16 protein-coding genes, 1 tRNA gene and 1 pseudogene are annotated in these 17,518 nt (G+C 64.0%); 6 read left to right on the forward strand and 12 right to left on the reverse strand.

Annotated elements, in window-relative coordinates:
• From C1D09_RS25280 to C1D09_RS25305, 6 genes are all read right to left on the reverse strand, one after another.
• A partial coding sequence (locus tag C1D09_RS25280; protein ID WP_143976810.1) for a DoxX family protein occupies nt 1-275 on the reverse strand: 275 nt, incomplete at its 3' end.
• Between the two features lie 427 nt (nt 276-702).
• The gene (locus tag C1D09_RS25285; RefSeq protein WP_167514746.1) at nt 703-1,704 is read right to left on the reverse strand and encodes an Ldh family oxidoreductase; all 1,002 of its coding nucleotides are present in this window, start codon (nt 1,702-1,704) and stop codon (nt 703-705) included.
• Nucleotides 1,705-1,849: 145 nt separating this feature from the next.
• The gene (locus tag C1D09_RS25290) at nt 1,850-2,659 is read right to left on the reverse strand and encodes an ABC transporter permease (protein WP_143976812.1); all 810 of its coding nucleotides are present in this window, start codon (nt 2,657-2,659) and stop codon (nt 1,850-1,852) included.
• Entirely contained in the window at nt 2,659-3,324 is a 666-nt protein-coding gene (locus C1D09_RS25295; protein WP_019862781.1) for an ABC transporter permease, read from the reverse strand. Before C1D09_RS25295 ends, C1D09_RS25290 begins: the two co-directional genes overlap by 1 nt.
• A gap of 206 nt (nt 3,325-3,530) precedes the next feature.
• Nucleotides 3,531-4,328: a transporter substrate-binding domain-containing protein gene (locus tag C1D09_RS25300; RefSeq protein WP_143976813.1), complete on the reverse strand. Its 798-nt coding sequence runs from the start codon at nt 4,326-4,328 to the stop codon at nt 3,531-3,533.
• Nucleotides 4,329-4,382: 54 nt separating this feature from the next.
• Complete coding sequence (locus C1D09_RS25305) at nt 4,383-5,198, reverse strand: ABC transporter ATP-binding protein (RefSeq protein ID WP_143976814.1); 816 nt, start codon at nt 5,196-5,198, stop codon at nt 4,383-4,385.
• 214 nt (nt 5,199-5,412) lie between these two features.
• Between C1D09_RS25305 and C1D09_RS25310 the strand changes: the two genes are divergently transcribed.
• The 4 genes from C1D09_RS25310 (at nt 5,413) to C1D09_RS25325 (ending at nt 9,451) form a co-directional block, all read left to right on the forward strand.
• On the forward strand, nt 5,413-6,285 hold the full coding sequence (locus C1D09_RS25310) for a dimethylarginine dimethylaminohydrolase family protein (RefSeq protein WP_143976815.1): 873 nt from the start codon (nt 5,413-5,415) through the stop codon (nt 6,283-6,285).
• Nucleotides 6,282-6,926 carry a TetR family transcriptional regulator C-terminal domain-containing protein gene (locus C1D09_RS25315; RefSeq protein WP_167514747.1) on the forward strand — a complete coding sequence of 215 codons (645 nt, stop codon included), beginning with the start codon at nt 6,282-6,284 and terminating at the stop codon, nt 6,924-6,926. Before C1D09_RS25310 ends, C1D09_RS25315 begins: the two co-directional genes overlap by 4 nt.
• Nucleotides 6,926-8,506, forward strand: coding sequence for a 5-guanidino-2-oxopentanoate decarboxylase (locus tag C1D09_RS25320; protein ID WP_143976817.1), 1,581 nt, complete (start codon nt 6,926-6,928; stop codon nt 8,504-8,506). Before C1D09_RS25315 ends, C1D09_RS25320 begins: the two co-directional genes overlap by 1 nt.
• 237 nt (nt 8,507-8,743) lie before the next feature.
• Complete coding sequence (locus C1D09_RS25325) at nt 8,744-9,451, forward strand: SDR family NAD(P)-dependent oxidoreductase (RefSeq protein ID WP_143976818.1); 708 nt, start codon at nt 8,744-8,746, stop codon at nt 9,449-9,451.
• On the opposite strand, the gene C1D09_RS25330 is transcribed toward C1D09_RS25325, so the two are convergent.
• The 5 genes and pseudogenes from C1D09_RS25330 to aroA all read right to left on the reverse strand — a co-directional run bounded on the left by C1D09_RS25330 (nt 9,436) and on the right by aroA (nt 15,654).
• Entirely contained in the window at nt 9,436-11,301 is a 1,866-nt protein-coding gene (locus tag C1D09_RS25330) for a hypothetical protein (protein WP_143976819.1), read from the reverse strand. The two genes, C1D09_RS25325 and C1D09_RS25330, sit on opposite strands and share 16 nt — an antisense overlap.
• A 134-nt stretch (nt 11,302-11,435) precedes the next feature.
• Nucleotides 11,436-13,133, reverse strand: coding sequence for a 30S ribosomal protein S1 (gene rpsA, locus C1D09_RS25335; RefSeq protein ID WP_010913037.1), 1,698 nt, complete (start codon nt 13,131-13,133; stop codon nt 11,436-11,438).
• Between the two features lie 206 nt (nt 13,134-13,339).
• Nucleotides 13,340-13,990: a (d)CMP kinase gene (gene cmk, locus C1D09_RS25340; RefSeq protein ID WP_143976820.1), complete on the reverse strand. Its 651-nt coding sequence runs from the start codon at nt 13,988-13,990 to the stop codon at nt 13,340-13,342.
• 30 nt (nt 13,991-14,020) lie between these two features.
• Nucleotides 14,021-14,299, reverse strand: a pseudogene (locus C1D09_RS34415) (DUF6881 domain-containing protein); the annotation flags it as partial.
• The gene (gene aroA / locus C1D09_RS25345) at nt 14,296-15,654 is read right to left on the reverse strand and encodes a 3-phosphoshikimate 1-carboxyvinyltransferase (RefSeq protein ID WP_143976821.1); all 1,359 of its coding nucleotides are present in this window, start codon (nt 15,652-15,654) and stop codon (nt 14,296-14,298) included. The pseudogene C1D09_RS34415 and the gene aroA, both read right to left, overlap by 4 nt.
• A gap of 206 nt (nt 15,655-15,860) precedes the next feature.
• Between aroA and C1D09_RS25350 the strand changes: the two genes are divergently transcribed.
• Nucleotides 15,861-16,247 (forward strand): TIGR02300 family protein, encoded by a 387-nt coding sequence (locus C1D09_RS25350; RefSeq protein WP_095771615.1) that lies wholly within the window; start codon nt 15,861-15,863, stop codon nt 16,245-16,247.
• Nucleotides 16,248-16,419: 172 nt separating this feature from the next.
• A tRNA-Ala gene (locus C1D09_RS25355) sits at nt 16,420-16,495 on the forward strand.
• 140 nt (nt 16,496-16,635) lie between these two features.
• On the opposite strand, the gene C1D09_RS25360 is transcribed toward C1D09_RS25355, so the two are convergent.
• A complete protein-coding gene (locus C1D09_RS25360) occupies nt 16,636-16,866 on the reverse strand; it encodes a hypothetical protein (protein ID WP_246135873.1) in 231 nt (76 codons plus the stop codon).
• Nucleotides 16,867-17,518 lie beyond the last annotated feature (652 nt).

Raw genomic sequence — 17,518 nt, forward strand, 5'->3', positions numbered from 1 at the left:
GGACGCACCAAGAACCCGATGGCGATGAAGATGCCGCCGAAGAATTCGGTGCAGGCCAGAAGCAGCGACCATAAGGCGCCGGGGTAGAAGCCGAGGCCTTCGACCATCTCGGCTGCGCCGAAAGGATTGGTGATCTTCTGCGAGCCGTGGATGGCGAGGAACGTGCCGGCGACGACGCGCAGCAGGGTTTCGCCAGCGTCATGCAGCGACGAATACAGGCGGCCGAGCGCCGGAATGATCAGTCTGCCGCGGGAAGCGTCGGTGGTTACGGACATCGTAGCTCCTGTCTGTGTGAACACCTCCGCAGACGCCCGATGGCTCCCATCAAGTCAAGTTAACTAAAGTTAACATTTGCGATCATGTTTGTCGGACGCGTGGGACCAAACGCAGAAAACCCCGCCGAAGCGGGGTTTTCCGGGTGAAGTTCATGCCGAAACCAGGGTCCAACGAGGCGGCCTGACCTGAGACGGTATCAGCGTGGCGTAAGACGCCCGCCCCAGCCCTGGACGCATTCGACAGGAGACACCGACCGGGCAAACCCGACCCGGACAGCCATTGGTCGCCGCCACATGCGGGAAGGTTCACGAAGGCGGAAAAAATCGCACCGCCGGGGCGACATGAATGCGTCGAAGGACGTCATCAGCCGCCGGTGAAGGGCACTGTCCAAGGCCCGGCACTGGCCGGGCGTTCGTTCGTCGCAATTCAGGCCGAATAGCGCTCGGCGAATTCGGAAATCCGCTGCACCACCGCTTTGGGCGCGGTGATGCCGCGCGCCTGTGCCTTCTCGGCCGCTTCAGCCCGGGCGCGGCCAGGCACATGCACGCCAAAGCGGCGGCGTAGCCGGTCGAGCTGGTCCTTCATGCGCTGTTCGAAATCCGGATCGAGCAGCTTGGGCTCGACGGCCAGCACGAACAGGCCGGTTCCGGGGCTGTCCGGGCCGCCGGTGAACCACGGCGCGTCGAGCGACCAGTTGGCGCCCGACAGGCCGGCAGCCAGCACTTCGACCATCAGCGCGATGTTTGCGCCGCGCTGGCCGCCGAAGGCAAGCATGGCGCCCTTCATGGCCGCCGCCGGGTCGGTGGTCGGGTTACCGCTGGCGTCCAGCGCCCAGCCTTCGGGGATTTTCTTGCCGTCTTCGGCCGCCTTGCGGATGTTGACGAAGGCAGTGGCGCTCGACGACTGGTCGATGACCAGCGGCGCGCCGTCGGCGGCGGGCGCTGCAAACGACATCGGATTGGTGCAATAGACCGGCTTGACCGAGCCCGAGCCGGCAAGAACGGCCGGGCCGTTGGTCGCGGCGAAGGACACCAGCCCCTGCGCTGCCAGCCTGCCGGTGAAATAGCCGAGCGCGCCGCACGTATAGGCATTCTTCTGCGAGAAGATGGCGACGCCGAACAGTTTCGCCGCCTTGGCAAGATCGTCGATGGTCCGGTCGAAGCCGGTATGCGCCAGCCCGCCGCGTGCATCGGAGAGATAGACGGCCAGCGCCGGCCTCGTGATCACCGGATCGGCATTGCCGTCGATGCGCCCGGCCTCCAGTGCTTCGAGATAATCGATGAAATGCGACAGGCCGACGGTCGAAAGCCCTTCCGCCTCGGCGGCGATGATCGAGTCGGTGAGCGACTGCGCCGCCTCCTCATTGGCTCCGGCGCCGAGTGCCGCCATCCGGCACAGTCCTCTTGCCTGATCGAGACTGAGTTGCATTATGGCTGTCCTGGGTTGCGGAAATCTGGTGCGTTGTCTGGTCTGTGCCCAGCAGCAGATGAGCCGGCGTTTGTGTTGAAAATCGTCCGCAGCTGCAAGAAAAGCGGAACATATCTCCGTCGTTCCCTGCGCGATCGGCGGGCCTCTAGCCGACCTTGACCGGAATCCGCGCCTCGATCCGGCTGAGGGCCAGCACCAGAATGCCGGTGATGGCCATATAGATCAACGCCAGCAGCAGCAAGGGCTCGTAGGTGAGGTAGGTGTCCTGCCGCACCTTGCCGGCGACGGCGAAGATATCGATCACGCTGATCGTCGCCACCAGTGGCGTCGACTTCAACTGCAGCACGGTCTCGCCGGTCAGCGTCGGCAGCGCCCGGTAGAAGGCCTGCGGCAGCCATATGCGCCGCAGGATCTTCCAGCGGCTCATGCCGAAGGCGCGGGCGGCTTCCAGCTGTCCCTTGGGCACGCCGGCAAAGGCGCCGCGCATCACTTCACCCTCGTAACCGGCGAAGGATAGCGTGAGAGCCAGAACGCCGTACGGCCATGCCTGCCTCAGATAGGGCCACATCCAGGAGTCGCGGATCCATGGATATTGCGGGAACAGCGAGCCCAGCCCGTAATAGAGCAGCCACAGCTGCAGAAGCAGCGGCGTGCCGCGGATGATGGTGCAGAAGGCTTTCGCCGGCGCCGCGACCCAGATCGAGCCGGCGGCCTGCGCCAGCCCGACCGGCACGGCGATCAGGAAGCCGAGCGCGCAGGTGACGGCCAGGATCCACAGGGCCCGCCAGATCCCCATCAGGCCCATTTCCCAATATTGCGGCAGCCAGTCCCAGCGCATGAAAAAGGCGGCTGACAGCACCAACCCCAGCGCGATCAGGATGAGCACGATGCGGTGCGGCTGCAGCCACAGCGAGGCGCGCGCCGCCGTGTTGATGATGGCCGCTTCGCCCGCCATCAGCGTGCCTCCTTGACCGAAGGCATGCCCCGGCGCGCCCATTTCTCGGCGCGGCCGAGCAGGAAGTTCGAAAACAGCGTCACCGCGAGATAGAGAACGCCGGCGGCGAGATAGAATATCAGATAGGCCTTGGTGACGCCTGCCGCCTGCCGTGTCGCCAGCGTCAGCTCGAAGAAGCCGACGACGGCCAGCAGCGCGGTGTCCTTCGTCGCGATCAGCCACAGATTGGCGAGACCGGGAATGGCAAAGGGCAGCATTGCCGGCAGCGTGATGCGCCGCAAGAGGAGGCCGGGAGACATGCCGAAGGCGCGGGCGGCTTCGATCTGGCCTTGCGGGATGGCCAGGATCGCGCCCCGCATGACCTCCGTCGAATAGGCGCCTTGGCAGAAGCCGAGCACGGCTATGCCGGCCACTAGGCCGCTAATATCGACACGCTGGTAACCGATGGCGGTCAGCACCTGGTTAATCAGGTCGGTGCCGGCATAGTAGAGCAGCAGGATCAGCACCAGTTCCGGCACGGCGCGCACCACGGTGGTGTAGACCGCGAGCAGGTCGCGCACGACAGGCCCGCCATAGAGCTTGCCATAGGCGCCGCAGATCCCGATGAGCAGGCCGACGATCGTTGCGCCGACGGCAATCTCAAGCGAATGCAACAGCCCGAGCATGAGTGTGCCGCCCCAGCCGACGGGCGCGGGCGAAAGGAGTTCGATGATACCGGCCGCCGAGGCCGGAAGAAACGCGTCGATCAGCTTTGCCCCCGGATTGCTGGCTCTTTCCGCCGACGCCAGCGGCCGGCGGCGGGCATGCGTGGGAAGGATAGGCGGGAGGGCACGACTTTTGGCGTCATGCCCTCCCGCTCATGCGAGCGGCGTCAGTTCGACTGCGTCGAGCCACCGTAGATGTCGAAATCGAAATATTTCTTCGAGATCGCGTCATACTTGCCGTTGGAGCGGATCGCCTTGATGCCGGCGTTGATCTTCTCCTTCAGGTCAGTGTCTTCCTTGCGCACGCCGGCGCCGACGCCCGGTCCAAGCACCTCATCGTCCGGAGCCACCATGCCCTTCAGGTCGCAGCAGGCCTTGCCCTGGTCGGACTTCAGGAATTCGCCGAGCGCGATGGAATCGGCCTGCACCGCATCGAGGCGGCCGGCGGCGAGATCCTGGTTGGCTTCGTCCTGGGTCTGGTATTCCTTGATTTCAGAGGCGGTCGCGCCGAAATGCTTTTTGGCGTAGACGGCGTGTACCGTCGACACCTGGACGCCGACCACCTTGCCCTTCAGGTCGTCAGGCGTGGCGCCGAACTTCTGGTCCTTCGGTCCGATGATCGCCGTCGGCGTGTTGTAGTACTTGTCCGAGAAGTCGATCGTCTTCTTGCGCTCGTCGGTGATCGACATCGACGAGACGATGAGGTCGATCTTCTTGGTGGTCAGCGCCGGGATGATGCCGTCCCAGGCGACAGGCGTGATGACGCAGTCGAGTTTCTCCTCGGCGCACACGGCGTCGATGAAGTCGATCTCCCAGCCGACCCATTTGCCCGAGGCGTCCGGCGACGTGAAGGGCGGATAGGGTTCGGCGGCGACGCCGATCTTGACCGGATCGGCCTTGGCCACGCCCATGGCGGCGGCGCCGAGCAGCAGCGCCGCGGCGAATGTCTTCAGAACAGTCTTCATTTCAAACTCCCAGTTTGTTGTTGGTTCCCGGTCTTCTTCCGTCTCGGCCTGTCCCTAGCCGATGTTGCGGATGAACTGCTTGAGCCTTTCGGATTTCGGCGCGCCGAAGATCTGCTCCGGCGACCCTTCCTCCTCGACGAGCCCGTTGTAGAGATAGACGACGTGGGTCGCGACCTCGCGGGCGAACTTCATCTCGTGGGTGACCAGCACCATGGTACGGCCTTCGCGCGCCAGATCGCCGATAACCTTCAGCACCTCGCCGACCAGTTCGGGGTCGAGCGCCGAGGTCGGTTCGTCGAACAGCATGACGCGCGGATTGATGGCCAGCGCGCGGGCGATCGCGGCGCGCTGCTGCTGCCCGCCGGAAAGATAGGCCGGATAGACGTCGCGCTTTTCGGCAAGCCCGACGCGCGCCAGCAGTTTTTCGGCCTGGGCGATCGCCTCGTCGCGCTTGACGCCGAGCACATGCACGGGAACCTCGATGACGTTTTCGATCAGCGTCATGTGGCTCCACAGGTTGAAGTTCTGGAACACCATGCCGAGCTTGGAGCGGATGCGCTCGATCTGCCGGCGGTCGGCCGGAACGGTGTGGCCATGGCTGTCCGCCTTCAGCTTGATCTCCTCGCCATTGACGCGGATGATGCCGCTGGTCGGGTTTTCCAAGCAGTTGATGCAGCGCAGCAGTGTCGATTTGCCCGAGCCCGAGCCGCCGATGATGGCGATCACCTCGCCGTCGCGCGCCGATAGCGACACGCCCTTCAGCACATGCAGCCGGCCGAATTTCTTGTGCAGGTTTTCGACATGGATGGCTTCGGCGGCGCCATTCTGCGCCTTGCCGGATGATACTGCGGCAGCTTCCACAGCGCTCACCGGCTGACCTCTGCATCGTCGGCGGCAGTTCGTCGAACGTCTATCCGGCTAATCAACATATACGCTGTACTGCCCCGCTCCAGACTTCAGCATGGACCCAACGGCGCGAGCCCGTCAATCCCGCTCATTACGGCACTTGCGAGCTTGTTGTGCAAGTGTATAAATAGCCCTCCATGAAATTTTCTCGGTTTTTTTCAGCTAAAAAAGGGCTTCGATGAGCGCTTTCGGATCACAATCCATGGCAGCGCCGCTGCGACGCGTGCTGATGCGGTCGGCGGCCAACGCGATGCGCGACGCCGACAGAGCTGCCTGGCATTATGGCCCGGGATTCAACCCAGCGAAAGCAGCATCGCAGCACGCGGCGCTTGCTGATCTGGTGGCGGCCTCCGGCGCGGAAATCGAATGGATCGAGGACAAGGCCGATGGACTTTCGGATTCGGTGTTCACGCACGACCCATCGCTGATGACCGACCGCGGCGCACTGATCCTGTCCATGGGCAAGCCGTTGCGCGCCCGGGAGCCCTCGCTGCATGAGGAGACCTACAGAAGACTGGGCATTCCGATCCTCGGCCGCGTCGAGGCCCCAGGCCAAGTCGAAGGCGGTGACTGCGTCTGGCTGGATGCGCGCACGCTGGTGATCGGGCGCGGTGTCCGTTCCAACCAGGAAGGCATCCAGCAGGTTTCCAATTTGCTGACGCCGCTGGGCGTTTCCGTCTACGGCTTCGACCTTCCGTTGTGGCAAGGCGAAGAGGCCTGCCTGCACCTGATGTCGGTGATCAGCCCGCTGGCCGACGACCTCGCTTTGGTTTATTCACCGCTTTTGCCGGCCCCTTTCTATCAGATGCTGAAGGCGCGCGGCATACGTCTGGTCGAAGGCGATGCCGAAGAGTTCGCGGCTTCCAACGGCCTCAGCCTGAACGTGCTGCCGACCAGCCCACTCAAGGTCGTTGCCGTCGCAGGCTTTCCGAAGACCAAGGCCGCGATGGAAGCCGCCGGCTGCACGGTCGAAATCTTCGAGGCGGATGCGCTCTGCATCGCCTGCGAAGGCGGGCCGACATGCTTGACGCGGCCGATCCTGCGCCAATGAATACGCCATCCCGCCGCAGGTTCCGTCGCGAGGGCGAGGAGCGACGGCGGCAGGATCTCATCGAGGCAACCCTGGACAGCGTGGCGGAACATGGCCTGCAGGGCGCCACCTTGCGCACCATCGCATTGCGCGCCGGCGTCACCGCCGGCCTGATCCGCCACTATTTCCCCGGCAAGGAAGAATTGCTGCAGGAAGCCTATGCAGCCCTCATGGGCCGCATGACCGAGCAGGCGAAAGCAGCGTTGGCCATCGAAGACGCCTCGCCGCGCCAGCGCCTTGCGGCTTTCGTCACCGCCAACCTGAACGTGCCGATCATCGACGCGCGGGTGTTTTCACTCTGGACAACCTTCATCGGCCGCGCCGGTGCGGACGCAAGCCTGGCGCGCGCCCACCGCGAAGGCTACCTTGGCTTTCGCAACGAGGTGGAAGCCGTTGTGGCCGAGGTGCTCGCCGCCGAACGGCGCGAGCCGGACGCGAGCCAGTTGCGCCACCATGCCATTGCGATCAATGCAATCATCGACGGGCTCTGGATCGAAGGCTGTTTGGCCGGCGACATGTTCGCGCCCGGCGAACTGGCGGCGATCGGCATCAAGACTGTCGAGGCCGAACTGGGCCTCGCGCCGGAAAGGGAAGACAATTAATGACAACACTCGGCGAAGCCCTGATCACGCTGCTCGAAACGCATGGCGTCGACACTGTCTTCGGCATTCCGGGCGTCCACACGGTGGAGCTCTACCGCGGCCTGGCGCGCTCGAAAATCCGCCATGTCACGCCACGCCATGAACAGGGTGCAGGCTTCATGGCCGACGGCTATGCCCGCGCCAGCGGCAGGCCAGGGGTCGCCTTCGTCATCACCGGACCGGGGCTGACCAACACCATCACCGCCATGGGCCAGGCGCGCGCCGATTCGGTACCGATGCTGGTCATATCGGGCGTCAACGCAATGCCGACGCTGGGCAAGGGGCTGGGCTTCCTGCATGAGCTGCCGGACCAGCGAGGCATGATGGAAAAGGTGGCGCTGTTGTCGCGGCGCGTCACCAAGGCAAACGAATTGCCCGACGCGCTGGCACAGGCTTTCGCGCTGTTTTCATCCTCGCGGCCGGGCCCGGTGCATATCGAGATCCCGACCGATGTCATGGTCGAGCCGGCCGACGATATCGCGGCGCTGCTGAGCAATGCAGCACCGCCGGCGCCGGATGGCGCGGCCATTGCCCATGCCGCCAAACTTATCGCCGCCGCACGCCGCCCGCTCATCCTGGCCGGAGGCGGGGCGAAGCGGGCCGAGATGGCGCTGCGGCGCCTGGCCGAGACACTGGGCGCGCCGGTCATCGAGACCACCAATGCGCGCGGCCTGCTGCATCGCCATCCGCTCTGTGTGCCGGCGAGCCCAAGCCTGAAGGCGGTTCGCGCCCTGATGGCCGAGGCCGACCTGGTGGTTGCCGCCGGCACCGAATTCGGCCCGACCGACTATGACGGCTATGGCGACGGTGGCTTCGTGCTGCCTTCCAACCTGATTCGCATCGACATCGGTGCCGATCAGCTCGCGCGCCGCCCGGTGACGGTCGGCATCCAGGCCGACTGCGCCGAGGCGATCGAGGCCCTGCTCGCGGCGATCGGCCCAACCCATCCTGCCGCGTCCGGCGGCGAGGCGCGCGCCGCCGCGGCACGGAAGGCGGCGTTGGCCGAGCTGAGCCCAGCCTATGTGGCGCAGGTGCATGCCGTGGAAATGATCCGCGATGCATTGCCGGGCGCGATCGTCGTCGGCGATTCGACGCAGCCGGTCTACGCCGCCAACCTCTACTATGACCACGACCGGCCGGGCGGCTGGTTCAACGCCGCTACCGGCTTCGGCGCGCTTGGCTACGGCCCGCCGGCGGCAATCGGCGCCGCACTTGCCGTGCCCGACGCGCCGGTCGTCTGCCTGACCGGCGATGGCGGATTCCAGTTCACCTTGCCCGAACTCGGCGCGGCGCTCGATGCCCAGGTGCCGGTCATCTTCGTGGTCTGGAACAACAGGGGCTACCGCGAGATTGAGACCTCGATGCTCGATGTCGGCGTCGAGCCCGTCGGGGTTTCGCCGGCGCCGCCGGATTTCTGCAAGCTGGCCGAAGCCTATGGCATCGGCGCCGAACGGCTCGTCGATATCGACGCCTTGCCCCGGGCCCTGAAGCGCGCCCGGGCAACCGGCCTGCCTTGCGTCATCGAAATCATCGTCGATTGAGGCTTCAGCCCAGCGTTGATTTTCTCGCCTGCATCGGATCCTTCGTCGGCTTTGCTGTCGTGCCGCAACGGCCGCATGGCTGATACCATTGCCATAATATGCGTTGTGACGCATGCAAAGACGCGACGGCTGCCATGTCGAGATATCAATTGAGTGAACGCCCGAAAGGCGCGACGCTTCGCGTCGGGGCGGCAACAAGCGACACAATCATAAAAATACGACAGGAGCGGTCCAAGGATGACGGAAACACTTCAAGGCAGGCATATCGTTGTGACCGGGGGGACCGGCGCGCTCGGCGGTGCGGTGGTTGGCCGGCTGCTGGAACAGGGCGCCATCTGTCACGTGCCGAACGCACACGCCGGGGCACCCCAGCAATTTCCTTTCACCGCGCACGACAACGTCAAGCTGGCGCACAATGTCGACCTGTCGGACTCCGCCAAGGTCGAAGCCTTCTATGCCCAGGTTCCCGCCTTGTGGGGATCGATCCATCTCGCCGGCGGCTTCACGATGGCGCCGGTGGAAAAGATCGAATCGGCATCCTTTGCCGAGATGATGGACACCAACGCCCGCACCGCCTTCCTGTGCAGCCGCGCGGCGATCCGCTCGATGCTGGAGTCGGGCACATCGGGCCGCATCGTCAATGTCACCGCGCGCGCCGGGCTCGACCCCAGGCGCGGCGCCGGCATGGTCGCCTACGCCGCCAGCAAGGCGGCGGTCGCGGCCATGACTGTGGCGATGGCCGAAGAACTCAAGGCCAAGGGCATCCTGGTCAATGCCGTGGCCCCGTCGACCCTCGACACGCCGGCAAACCGCGCCGACATGCCGGATGCCGATTTCAGCAAATGGGTCAGCCTCGAAGCGGCGGCGGAAGCCATCGCCTATCTCGCCTCGCCGGCCAACCAGGCGATGAGCGGGACGCTTGTGCCGCTCTACGGCCGGGCCTGAGCGGCGAGCGTCGAAGTCGGGCACGCGGCATTCGATCCATCGCCATTGCGATAGCTGTAGATGCGCAGCGGCGATGAAGCTTTCGTCGGGCACTCACGCAACCATGCCGGCGGATGGCCTTCAATGAGCGCCGCCGCGAATGGGTAGGCGGTTTCCAGTCCCGGCAATGACGGGCCTCGCCAGGCGCAAATCGCCACATGCGTTGCCTTGGATGCATCGAGTACGGCGCGTGGGTCGGCGGTCGCCGGATCCAGGAAACGATAGCTGCGCTCGATGCCCTTGGCCGATGGGTGGTTGGGGATCGTCACCACCTTGGGACCTTCGGCAAGGGCGACGAAACGAGAGCCGATCAGCGGTGGAGAAAGAACCACGGCTCCCGACGGCCAACCCTGTTCCGGTTCAAAGGGGCTGGAATAGCAGCCGTCGGCGAGTTCGGCGGCGGGAACCGCCGCCTGCGCCGGTTTTGCCGACAGGTGGTACAGCACCATTGCTCCGGACAAAACGAGACCGGGCAGGATCAATGCGTATCTGTGCGACGCCGCCGGCACCGGAGATTTCAAGTAGCGACCCAACCCCGCATTCGGCAGAAGGCTCGCCAGGGCGAAGATGAGGCCAATGCCGGAAAACATCGGAAGGTAGCGGTAGTAACGGACATAGCCGATCGCAAGCGCCAGCGAGAGCAGCGCGAACAGCGCCAATATGACGAGAGGCCGGCTTCGGCCTTCCGGCCTGGCGCAGATCACGGCTGGCGCAAGCGCGCCGATAAACAGCAGCGCCATGCTGGGAAAACTTGTCGACAGGACGACATCAGGGCGCCGAAACAGGCTCAATTCCTGGAGAATTCTGTTGATCATGTTGTCGCGAACATAGGCGTCGATCGAGGCATAGGGGCTGGCCAGGCATTGCGGGAACAACACCGCCAGCACCGCCGCGCTGGCCGCAGCGAACACCAGCAGAATTGCCGTGCGCATCGGCCACCCTCCACGCCCGCTGGCAAGCAAAGGCACGACGGCGAACGAGAGCCCGGCCGCGGCCAATGCCGTGACATGCGGCGTCGAATAGGTGTCGCATCTGACCGCGGTATAGGCAGAAGGCGGCACGATCGCCGCGAACAGGCCGATTGCGCCGACGGCCAAGGCAAGCCCGAAACCGATGATCCTTTTTTCGCCGCCCTCGCGGTCGAAGATCCAGTCGAAGGCATAGATCGCCATCACCAGCGCGTAGAACGGCGCGAATTCGGCGCTGACGGCGATTGCCAGGGCCGTCAGCAGTCCGTTGACGAGGGCGGAAAGGCGGTTCTGCGACATCATCAGAACCAGCGCCGCCAGCAGGAGCAGGATCTGCAGGTTGTGATAGTCGATCCGTCCGGGGGCGAATTCGAAAAAGCTGCGCGCGGCAAAGATCAAGGCCAACGGCAATGCAACGGCCGGGTAGGCAAAGCCGATGGCCGTCACCAGCCGGTTGTAAAGATAGAGCGCGGGCGCCAGCAGCAGCAGCGGAACGGCAAAGCTCGCCAGCGTCAGAGCCGGCTCGAAGCCGGCAAATGGCGCGAACAGGCGCGCGAAGGCGGCGTAGGGCAGGTCCACGATCCACGGCCAGTGTGAGACATAAGGCTCTGGCTGGACGATGCCGGGCATCGTGCGGTCGAAGATGTTGCCCGTTTCAAGCAAAGTACGGATTTCGTGCAGCTTGAGCAGATCGTCCGCGTCATTGTTGAGCTGGAAGCCCAGGGACCACAGGGTGGTCGTCAGGATCGCCATTGCGCAAAAGCAGAACAGGACGGGCGAGCCGGTGTAAAGGCGCAGCGACCCCGAAGGCTGCGCAGCGACACGATTGGCGCCAGTGCTCATGGAAGTATTCCGTTGGACCACCGGCAAATACGCGATGAAGCTTATGTTCCCGTAAAGAAAAAGACCCGCCGGATCGCTCCGGCGGGTCTTTTTAGTAAGGCCGCACGCGAGGCGTGCTGTCGATGGCTGTCGCCTTAGTTGCCCTGCTTCTTCAGCGCGGCACCCAGGATATCGCCCAGCGAAGCGCCGGAGTCCGTCGAGCCGTACTGGGCGACCGCTTCCTTCTCTTCGGCTATTTCCAGCGCCTTGATCGAGACCTGCAGCTTGCGGGTCTTCTTGTCGAAGGCGATGACGCGGGCATCGACCTTCTGGCCGACGGTGAAGCGCTCGGGGCGCTGCTCGTCGCGGTCGCGGCTGAGGTCCGAGCGCTTGATGAAGGTCTCAATGCCGCTGTCGACCAGCCGCACTTCCAGACCGCCATCCTTGACGCCGATGACTTCACAGGTGACCACGGCGTTCTTGCGCAGTTCGCCCGAGGTCGCCGCTTCGCCGACCGTGTCGCGGGCCAGCTGCTTGATGCCGAGCGAGATGCGCTCCTTCTCGATGTCGACGTCGAGCACCTGCGCCTTGACCATGTCGCCGCGATTGTACTCCTCGATCACCTGCTCGCCCGGACGGGTCCAGTCGAGGTCGGAGAGGTGCACCATGCCGTCCACGTCGCCTTCCAGGCCGATGAACAGGCCGAACTCGGTCTTGTTCTTGACCTCGCCCTCGACCTGGCTGCCGACCGGGTGGTTGCGCGCGAAGGCTTCCCACGGATTCTCGAGCGTCTGCTTGAGGCCGAGCGAGATACGGCGCTTGGCCGGATCGACCTCGAGCACCACCACGTCGACTTCCTGGGTCGTCGACAGGATCTTGCCGGGATGCACGTTCTTCTTGGTCCACGACATTTCCGAAACGTGGATGAGGCCCTCGATGCCCGGCTCCAGCTCGACGAACGCGCCGTAGTCGGTGATGTTGGTGACGGTGCCCTTGATCTTCTTGCCGATCGGGAACTTGGTGCCGATCTCGGACCACGGATCGCTCTCGAGCTGCTTCATGCCGAGCGAGATGCGGTGGGTTTCCTGGTTGATGCGGATGATCTGCACCTTGACCGTCTGACCGATGTTGAGGATTTCGGTCGGATGGTTGACGCGGCGCCAGGCCATGTCGGTGACATGCAGCAGGCCGTCGATGCCGCCGAGGTCGACGAACGCACCGTAATCGGTGATGTTCTTGACGACGCCTTCGACAACCTGCCCCTCTTCGAGGTTCTGCACGATTTCCGAACGCTGTTCGGCGCGGCTTTCCTCGAGCACGGTGCGGCGCGACACCACGATGTTGCCGCGGCGGCGATCCATCTTGAGGATCTCGAAGGGCTGCGGGTTGTGCATCAGCGGGGAGACATCGCGGATCGGGCGGATATCGACCTGGCTGCGCGGCAGGAAGGCCACGGCGCCGTCGAGGTCGACGGTGAAGCCGCCCTTGACCTGGTTGAAGATGACGCCTTCGACGCGCTCACCTTTGGTGAACTTCTCTTCCAGACGGACCCAGCTCTCTTCGCGGCGGGCCTTCTCGCGCGAAAGCATCGCTTCGCCAAGCGCGTTCTCGATGCGCTCGACATAGACTTCGACGGTGTCACCGACCTTGAGGGTGGTGTCCTTGCCCTTGACGCCGAATTCCTTCAGCGGCACGCGGCCTTCGACCTTGAGGCCGACGTCGATGATGGCCATGTCCTTTTCGATCGCGGTGATCGTGCCCTTGACGACCTGACCTTCGCCGGAGTGGCCGGTGGTGAATGATTCTTCGAGCAGGCTCGCGAAATCATCGCGAGTGGGATTTGCAGCTGACATTGTTTCTCCTGGAGTGTCCCGCATCTCTGAGCGGGACGAGCGCCGTGGGTTAGCGTTGCGTTGGCCTGCCGGCGTTCCGGGCTCAAAAAAGCCCTGGGCCGCGTTTTGAGCGGCGATTCCGGCGCATGAAGAATGCTGGCAGGCTGGTTCGTGCCCGATATGGGTATTTTCTGCGCTTCCGACAACGGAAACGGGAAAAACCCGGATCAGGCCTTGTTTCTCCTGGCCAGCGCGTCGTCGATGATCGCCATGGCCGCGAGAAACGCCGCCTCTATAGCCATTTCGCTTGTATCAAGCAAGTGCGCGTCTGCCGCCGGCTTCAAGGGCGAGTCGGCACGGCCCATGTCGCGCTCGTCGCGGCGCACGATATCGGCGAGGATTTCGGTGAACTTGGCGGTGCCGCCGATGCTTTCGATCTCGGCCAGCCGGCGCTTCGCCCGCACCTCGGCGCTTGCCGTCACATAGAGTTTGATGTCGGCGTCGGGGCAGACGACAGTGCCGATGTCGCGGCCGTCGAGCACCGCACCCGGCGGTGTCCTGGCGAAATCGCGCTGCTTTTCAACGAGGATGCGCCGCACCGTCGGAAACACCGCGACCTTGGAGGCCGCCTCGCCGACGGCATGTGCCGACAGCACCGCGCGGTCGAGCTTGGCCAGATCGACCTGGCGCGCCGCCGTCTCCGCTGCCGAGACATTGTCGAGCGGCAGGCCAACCTGCAGCAGTGCATGGGCAACGGCGCGGTAGGTGAGGCCGGTGTCGAGAAGGTTAAGACGGTAGTGGTCGGCCAGCCGCCGGGCGAGGGTGCCCTTGCCGGCGCCTGCTGGACCGTCGATGGCTATGGTCAGGAGCGATGTCATCCGAGGCCTTGCTGCGAGAACTTTGCGCCACGGGTGCTCGAATTCGGCCGCCGTGACCTCGGACGCTTCGAATTGCCTGTCGGCGTTGATCTCCTCGACATCGGGAAAGCCCTCGGTAGAATTTCTCGTTCCGCCAACCTCCAAGTCATCCGATCCGTCCTCGGCGCTGCCGCGTATAGCAAAGCCAGCGGATCCATCGGCGTAGAGCTCCAAGGTCCGATTTTGAAACTTGTCGACCGCAACTTCATACCAGAGGTGGGACGGCTCCTCTGCTCTGTCATGCTTCCAACGAACATGAACGTACTTCACTCGATCTCCGCGCCCAGCCCCTTCATCAGCCCCATGAATTCCGGAAAGCTCGTCGCGATCATCGCCTCGTCATCAATGGTCACCGGCTTTTCCGTCGCCAGGCCCATGACCAGAAAGCTCATCGCGATGCGGTGGTCGAGATGCGTCCGCACCGTCGTATCCAGGCCGTTGGGATGGCCGCCCAGGCCCTTGCCGCCCGGCCTGCCGCGCACGGCAAGCGACGCCTCGCCCTCGGTGCAGTCGACGCCGTTGAGCTTCAGCCCGTTGGCGACGGCCGACAGCCGGTCGGATTCCTTCACCCGCAGCTCTTCCAGCCCCTGCATCAGGGTCTCGCCCTCGGCGAAGCTGGCGGCAACGGCCAGCACCGGGTACTCGTCGATCATCGACGGCGCGCGCTCCGGCGGCACGGTGACGCCCTTCAATTCGGAATAGCGCACGCGCAGGTCCGCGACATCCTCGCCGCCGGCATTGCGCGAGTTCAAGATGTCGATCTTGCCGCCCATTTCCTGCAGCGTCAGAAGCAGGCCGGTCCGGGTCGGGTTCATCAGCACGTTTTCGATGGTGATGTCGGAACCCGGCACGATCAGTGCGGCGACCAAGGGAAAGCCGGCCGAGGAGGGGTCGCCCGGTACGGCGATCGTCTGGCCGGTCAGCTTGCCCTGGCCCTCGATGAAGATGTGGCGCACGCCGCGTTCGTCGGTCTCGACCGACAGGTTGGCGCCAAAACCCTTGAGCATCTTTTCGGTGTGGTCACGCGTCATCACCGGCTCGATGACGGTGGTGATGCCGGGGGTGTTGAGGCCGGCGAGCAGCACCGCCGACTTTACCTGCGCCGAGGCCATCGGCACACGGTAGGTGATCGGGGCGGCGTGCTTTGGCCCATGCAGCGTGATCGGCATGCGGTCGCCCGGCGTCGCCTTCAGCACCTGCACGCCCATCTGGCGCAAGGGTTCCAGCACGCGGCCCATCGGCCGGCCCGACAGCGAGGCGTCGCCGATGAAGGTGGTTTCCATGTCATAGGTGCCGACGAGGCCCATGGTGAGCCGCGAGCCGGTGCCGGCATTGCCGAAGTCGAGCGGGCCTTCCGGCTGCAGCAGCGCGCCGTTGCCGGTGCCGCGGATCACCCATTCGGCGCCGCGCTTCTCAATATGCGCGCCCATCGCCTTCATGGCCGCGCCCGTGCGCATCACGTCCTCGCCCTCGAGCAGGCCGGTGATGCGGGTTTCGCCGGAGGCGAGGCCGCCGAACATGAAGGAGCGGTGCGAGATCGACTTGTCGCCCGGCACGCGCGCGGTGCCGGAAAGGGCTTTAGATTTGCGGGCGGTGGCCGGCTTGGCAGCGGCGGCGTGAGACATGGAATTTCCCTGGACGGAATGCCGGCGTGCCGGCGCTTTTCATTTGTTGCGGCGGTCTCGTATCACGGCGAGGCGAAATGGTCATCCCCATGCTCGTCACTTGCCGCGAGGCCTTTCAGGGCTTGGTTTTGTGACGCCGGCTTTTGGCTTTGACAGCGCCGCAAACAGTGGTTAAGGGGACCACTCTTTTATTGACGAGGCTTGCCGTGGCAAAAACCGAACTTGGCACAAAGCGTATCGACCCTGAGACGGGGCGAAAATTCTACGACCTGAACAAGGACCCGATCGTCTCGCCCTACACCGGCAAGACCTATCCGCGCTCCTATTTCGAGGAAGGCAAGATCGCCGCCCTCGAGGAGGAAGAGGAAGTGGCCGAGAAGGAAGTGGACGCCGAGGACGAAGAGGGCGTTGAAGTCGTCTCGCTCGAAGAGGCCGACGACGACGCCAAGGGCGACGATCTGCCCGATCTCGGCGATGACGAGGACGTCGACCTCGGCGACGATGAGGATGACACTTTCCTTGCCGACGAAGAGGAAGAAGACGACGACGTTGCCGACATGATCGGCGTCGGCGACGACGACGACGAGGTCTGACAGGCCTGAGACGTAAGCGTTTGCGGGCTTTCTCGGCCTGTGAACAAAAAGCCGCTCTTCAAGGCTTGATATCTGACAAAGGCGGGGTTAGAAGCCGCCTGCACTAACGGCGCGGTGTTCCAACCCGCGCTGATCTCTTCGCCGGAAACGGCGCCGGCTGACTGCCGGGAGTGGGGCCATAGCTCAGTTGGGAGAGCGCTTGAATGGCATTCAAGAGGTCGTCGGTTCGATTCCGATTGGCTCCACCAAACAGTCTCCTAATGTTTTCAGGTTATTTGCCGTTTGCGTATCCGAGGCTGCCGTTCGGAACCTGCCGGGGCACGGCCCCTAGGCGGCGCTACGCTCACTGTGCGGCCGGCTTGTCGGTCATCATCGGCCCGATGAGACGCTACCGTTTCGACGGATGGGCTGACGAGCGGTACCCGGTTATGTCGGTGCTTTTCGTCGAGCGCTTATAGAAAAGCCCAAATGCCAGCAGGAAATATCCAACCTGCAGCATCATCAGTGTGAGGACGGTCCAAGCGACCGCGGTGCCGACGGATCCGGTTTCCACGTCGGCCCAGATCCCCACCAGGGCCGACGTGGTGAACATCCCCACCAAGAAGTGCGGAAAATACATGATGGCCCAACCCCGTTGTCGATAACCCGCCGCTCCATTTGCGGAGCGGCGGGGCCCCCCATCTGCCCCCCGATTGCTGGGTCAGAGATGTCGCCGGCATTGCCGACAAAGCAATGGCGGTGCCAGTCACGGTGGCCCATTAAGGGACACCCATGCCGCCCATGCAAGACCGGATGGCTGATTGATATTAACTGTTGCTAATATGACACCTAGGGGCGGAAGGGATGGAATGAACCTCGCCAGCGCGAGTTTTGGCCGCCACCCCTTCCGACTGCCGGGGACGCCCGATCAAGCGTCCGGAGGGCTATTGATAGCGCCTCACCTCGATCGAACGTCGGCTTCCAGCAGCCGCGGTTGCTCCTAGCCTGCACGCCTTCGAAGGCGGGAATGCATGTGACTTTTTCAGTCATCATTCCTTTTCTCGGGCCGCCTTCAGGCGCTCGATGCGCTGCAACGGAAAGCCGCCAAACAGTGTTCTCCAATTCGCCAGGACGCCAGGGATCTGCCGGGGATCAGGTGCGGGCTTCGACCGACCGAAGAGAATTTCCAATTTCAACGGTGAACTTGGAATAAACTAACTCTGCGGAATTCATAGAATAGGCAAAGTTCGGGCGATCTGGTTTTCCCGACAGGACTCCGCCATGCCCGCCCC

Origin of the sequence: Mesorhizobium intechi (assembly GCF_002879535.1) — a bacterium.
In the GTDB taxonomy this organism is placed as follows: Bacteria; Pseudomonadota; Alphaproteobacteria; order Rhizobiales; family Rhizobiaceae; genus Mesorhizobium; species Mesorhizobium intechi.

What these genes read in the sequence shown, in the direction of transcription:
- C1D09_RS25300 (WP_143976813.1), bottom strand. Translation starts at nt 4,328, where the DNA reads ATGAAGACTGTTCTGAAGACATTCGCCGCGGCGCTGCTGCTCGGCGCC.
- C1D09_RS25325 (WP_143976818.1), top strand. Translation starts at nt 8,744, where the DNA reads ATGACGGAAACACTTCAAGGCAGGCATATCGTTGTGACCGGGGGGACC.
- rpsA (WP_010913037.1), bottom strand. Translation starts at nt 13,133, where the DNA reads ATGTCAGCTGCAAATCCCACTCGCGATGATTTCGCGAGCCTGCTCGAA.
- C1D09_RS25295 (WP_019862781.1), bottom strand. Translation starts at nt 3,324, where the DNA reads ATGCTCGGGCTGTTGCATTCGCTTGAGATTGCCGTCGGCGCAACGATC.
- C1D09_RS25320 (WP_143976817.1), top strand. Translation starts at nt 6,926, where the DNA reads ATGACAACACTCGGCGAAGCCCTGATCACGCTGCTCGAAACGCATGGC.
- C1D09_RS25310 (WP_143976815.1), top strand. Translation starts at nt 5,413, where the DNA reads ATGAGCGCTTTCGGATCACAATCCATGGCAGCGCCGCTGCGACGCGTG.
- C1D09_RS25330 (WP_143976819.1), bottom strand. Translation starts at nt 11,301, where the DNA reads ATGAGCACTGGCGCCAATCGTGTCGCTGCGCAGCCTTCGGGGTCGCTG.
- aroA (WP_143976821.1), bottom strand. Translation starts at nt 15,654, where the DNA reads ATGTCTCACGCCGCCGCTGCCAAGCCGGCCACCGCCCGCAAATCTAAA.
- cmk (WP_143976820.1), bottom strand. Translation starts at nt 13,990, where the DNA reads ATGACATCGCTCCTGACCATAGCCATCGACGGTCCAGCAGGCGCCGGC.
- C1D09_RS25285 (WP_167514746.1), bottom strand. Translation starts at nt 1,704, where the DNA reads ATGCAACTCAGTCTCGATCAGGCAAGAGGACTGTGCCGGATGGCGGCA.
- C1D09_RS25315 (WP_167514747.1), top strand. Translation starts at nt 6,282, where the DNA reads ATGAATACGCCATCCCGCCGCAGGTTCCGTCGCGAGGGCGAGGAGCGA.
- C1D09_RS25290 (WP_143976812.1), bottom strand. Translation starts at nt 2,659, where the DNA reads ATGGCGGGCGAAGCGGCCATCATCAACACGGCGGCGCGCGCCTCGCTG.
- C1D09_RS25360 (WP_246135873.1), bottom strand. Translation starts at nt 16,866, where the DNA reads ATGTATTTTCCGCACTTCTTGGTGGGGATGTTCACCACGTCGGCCCTG.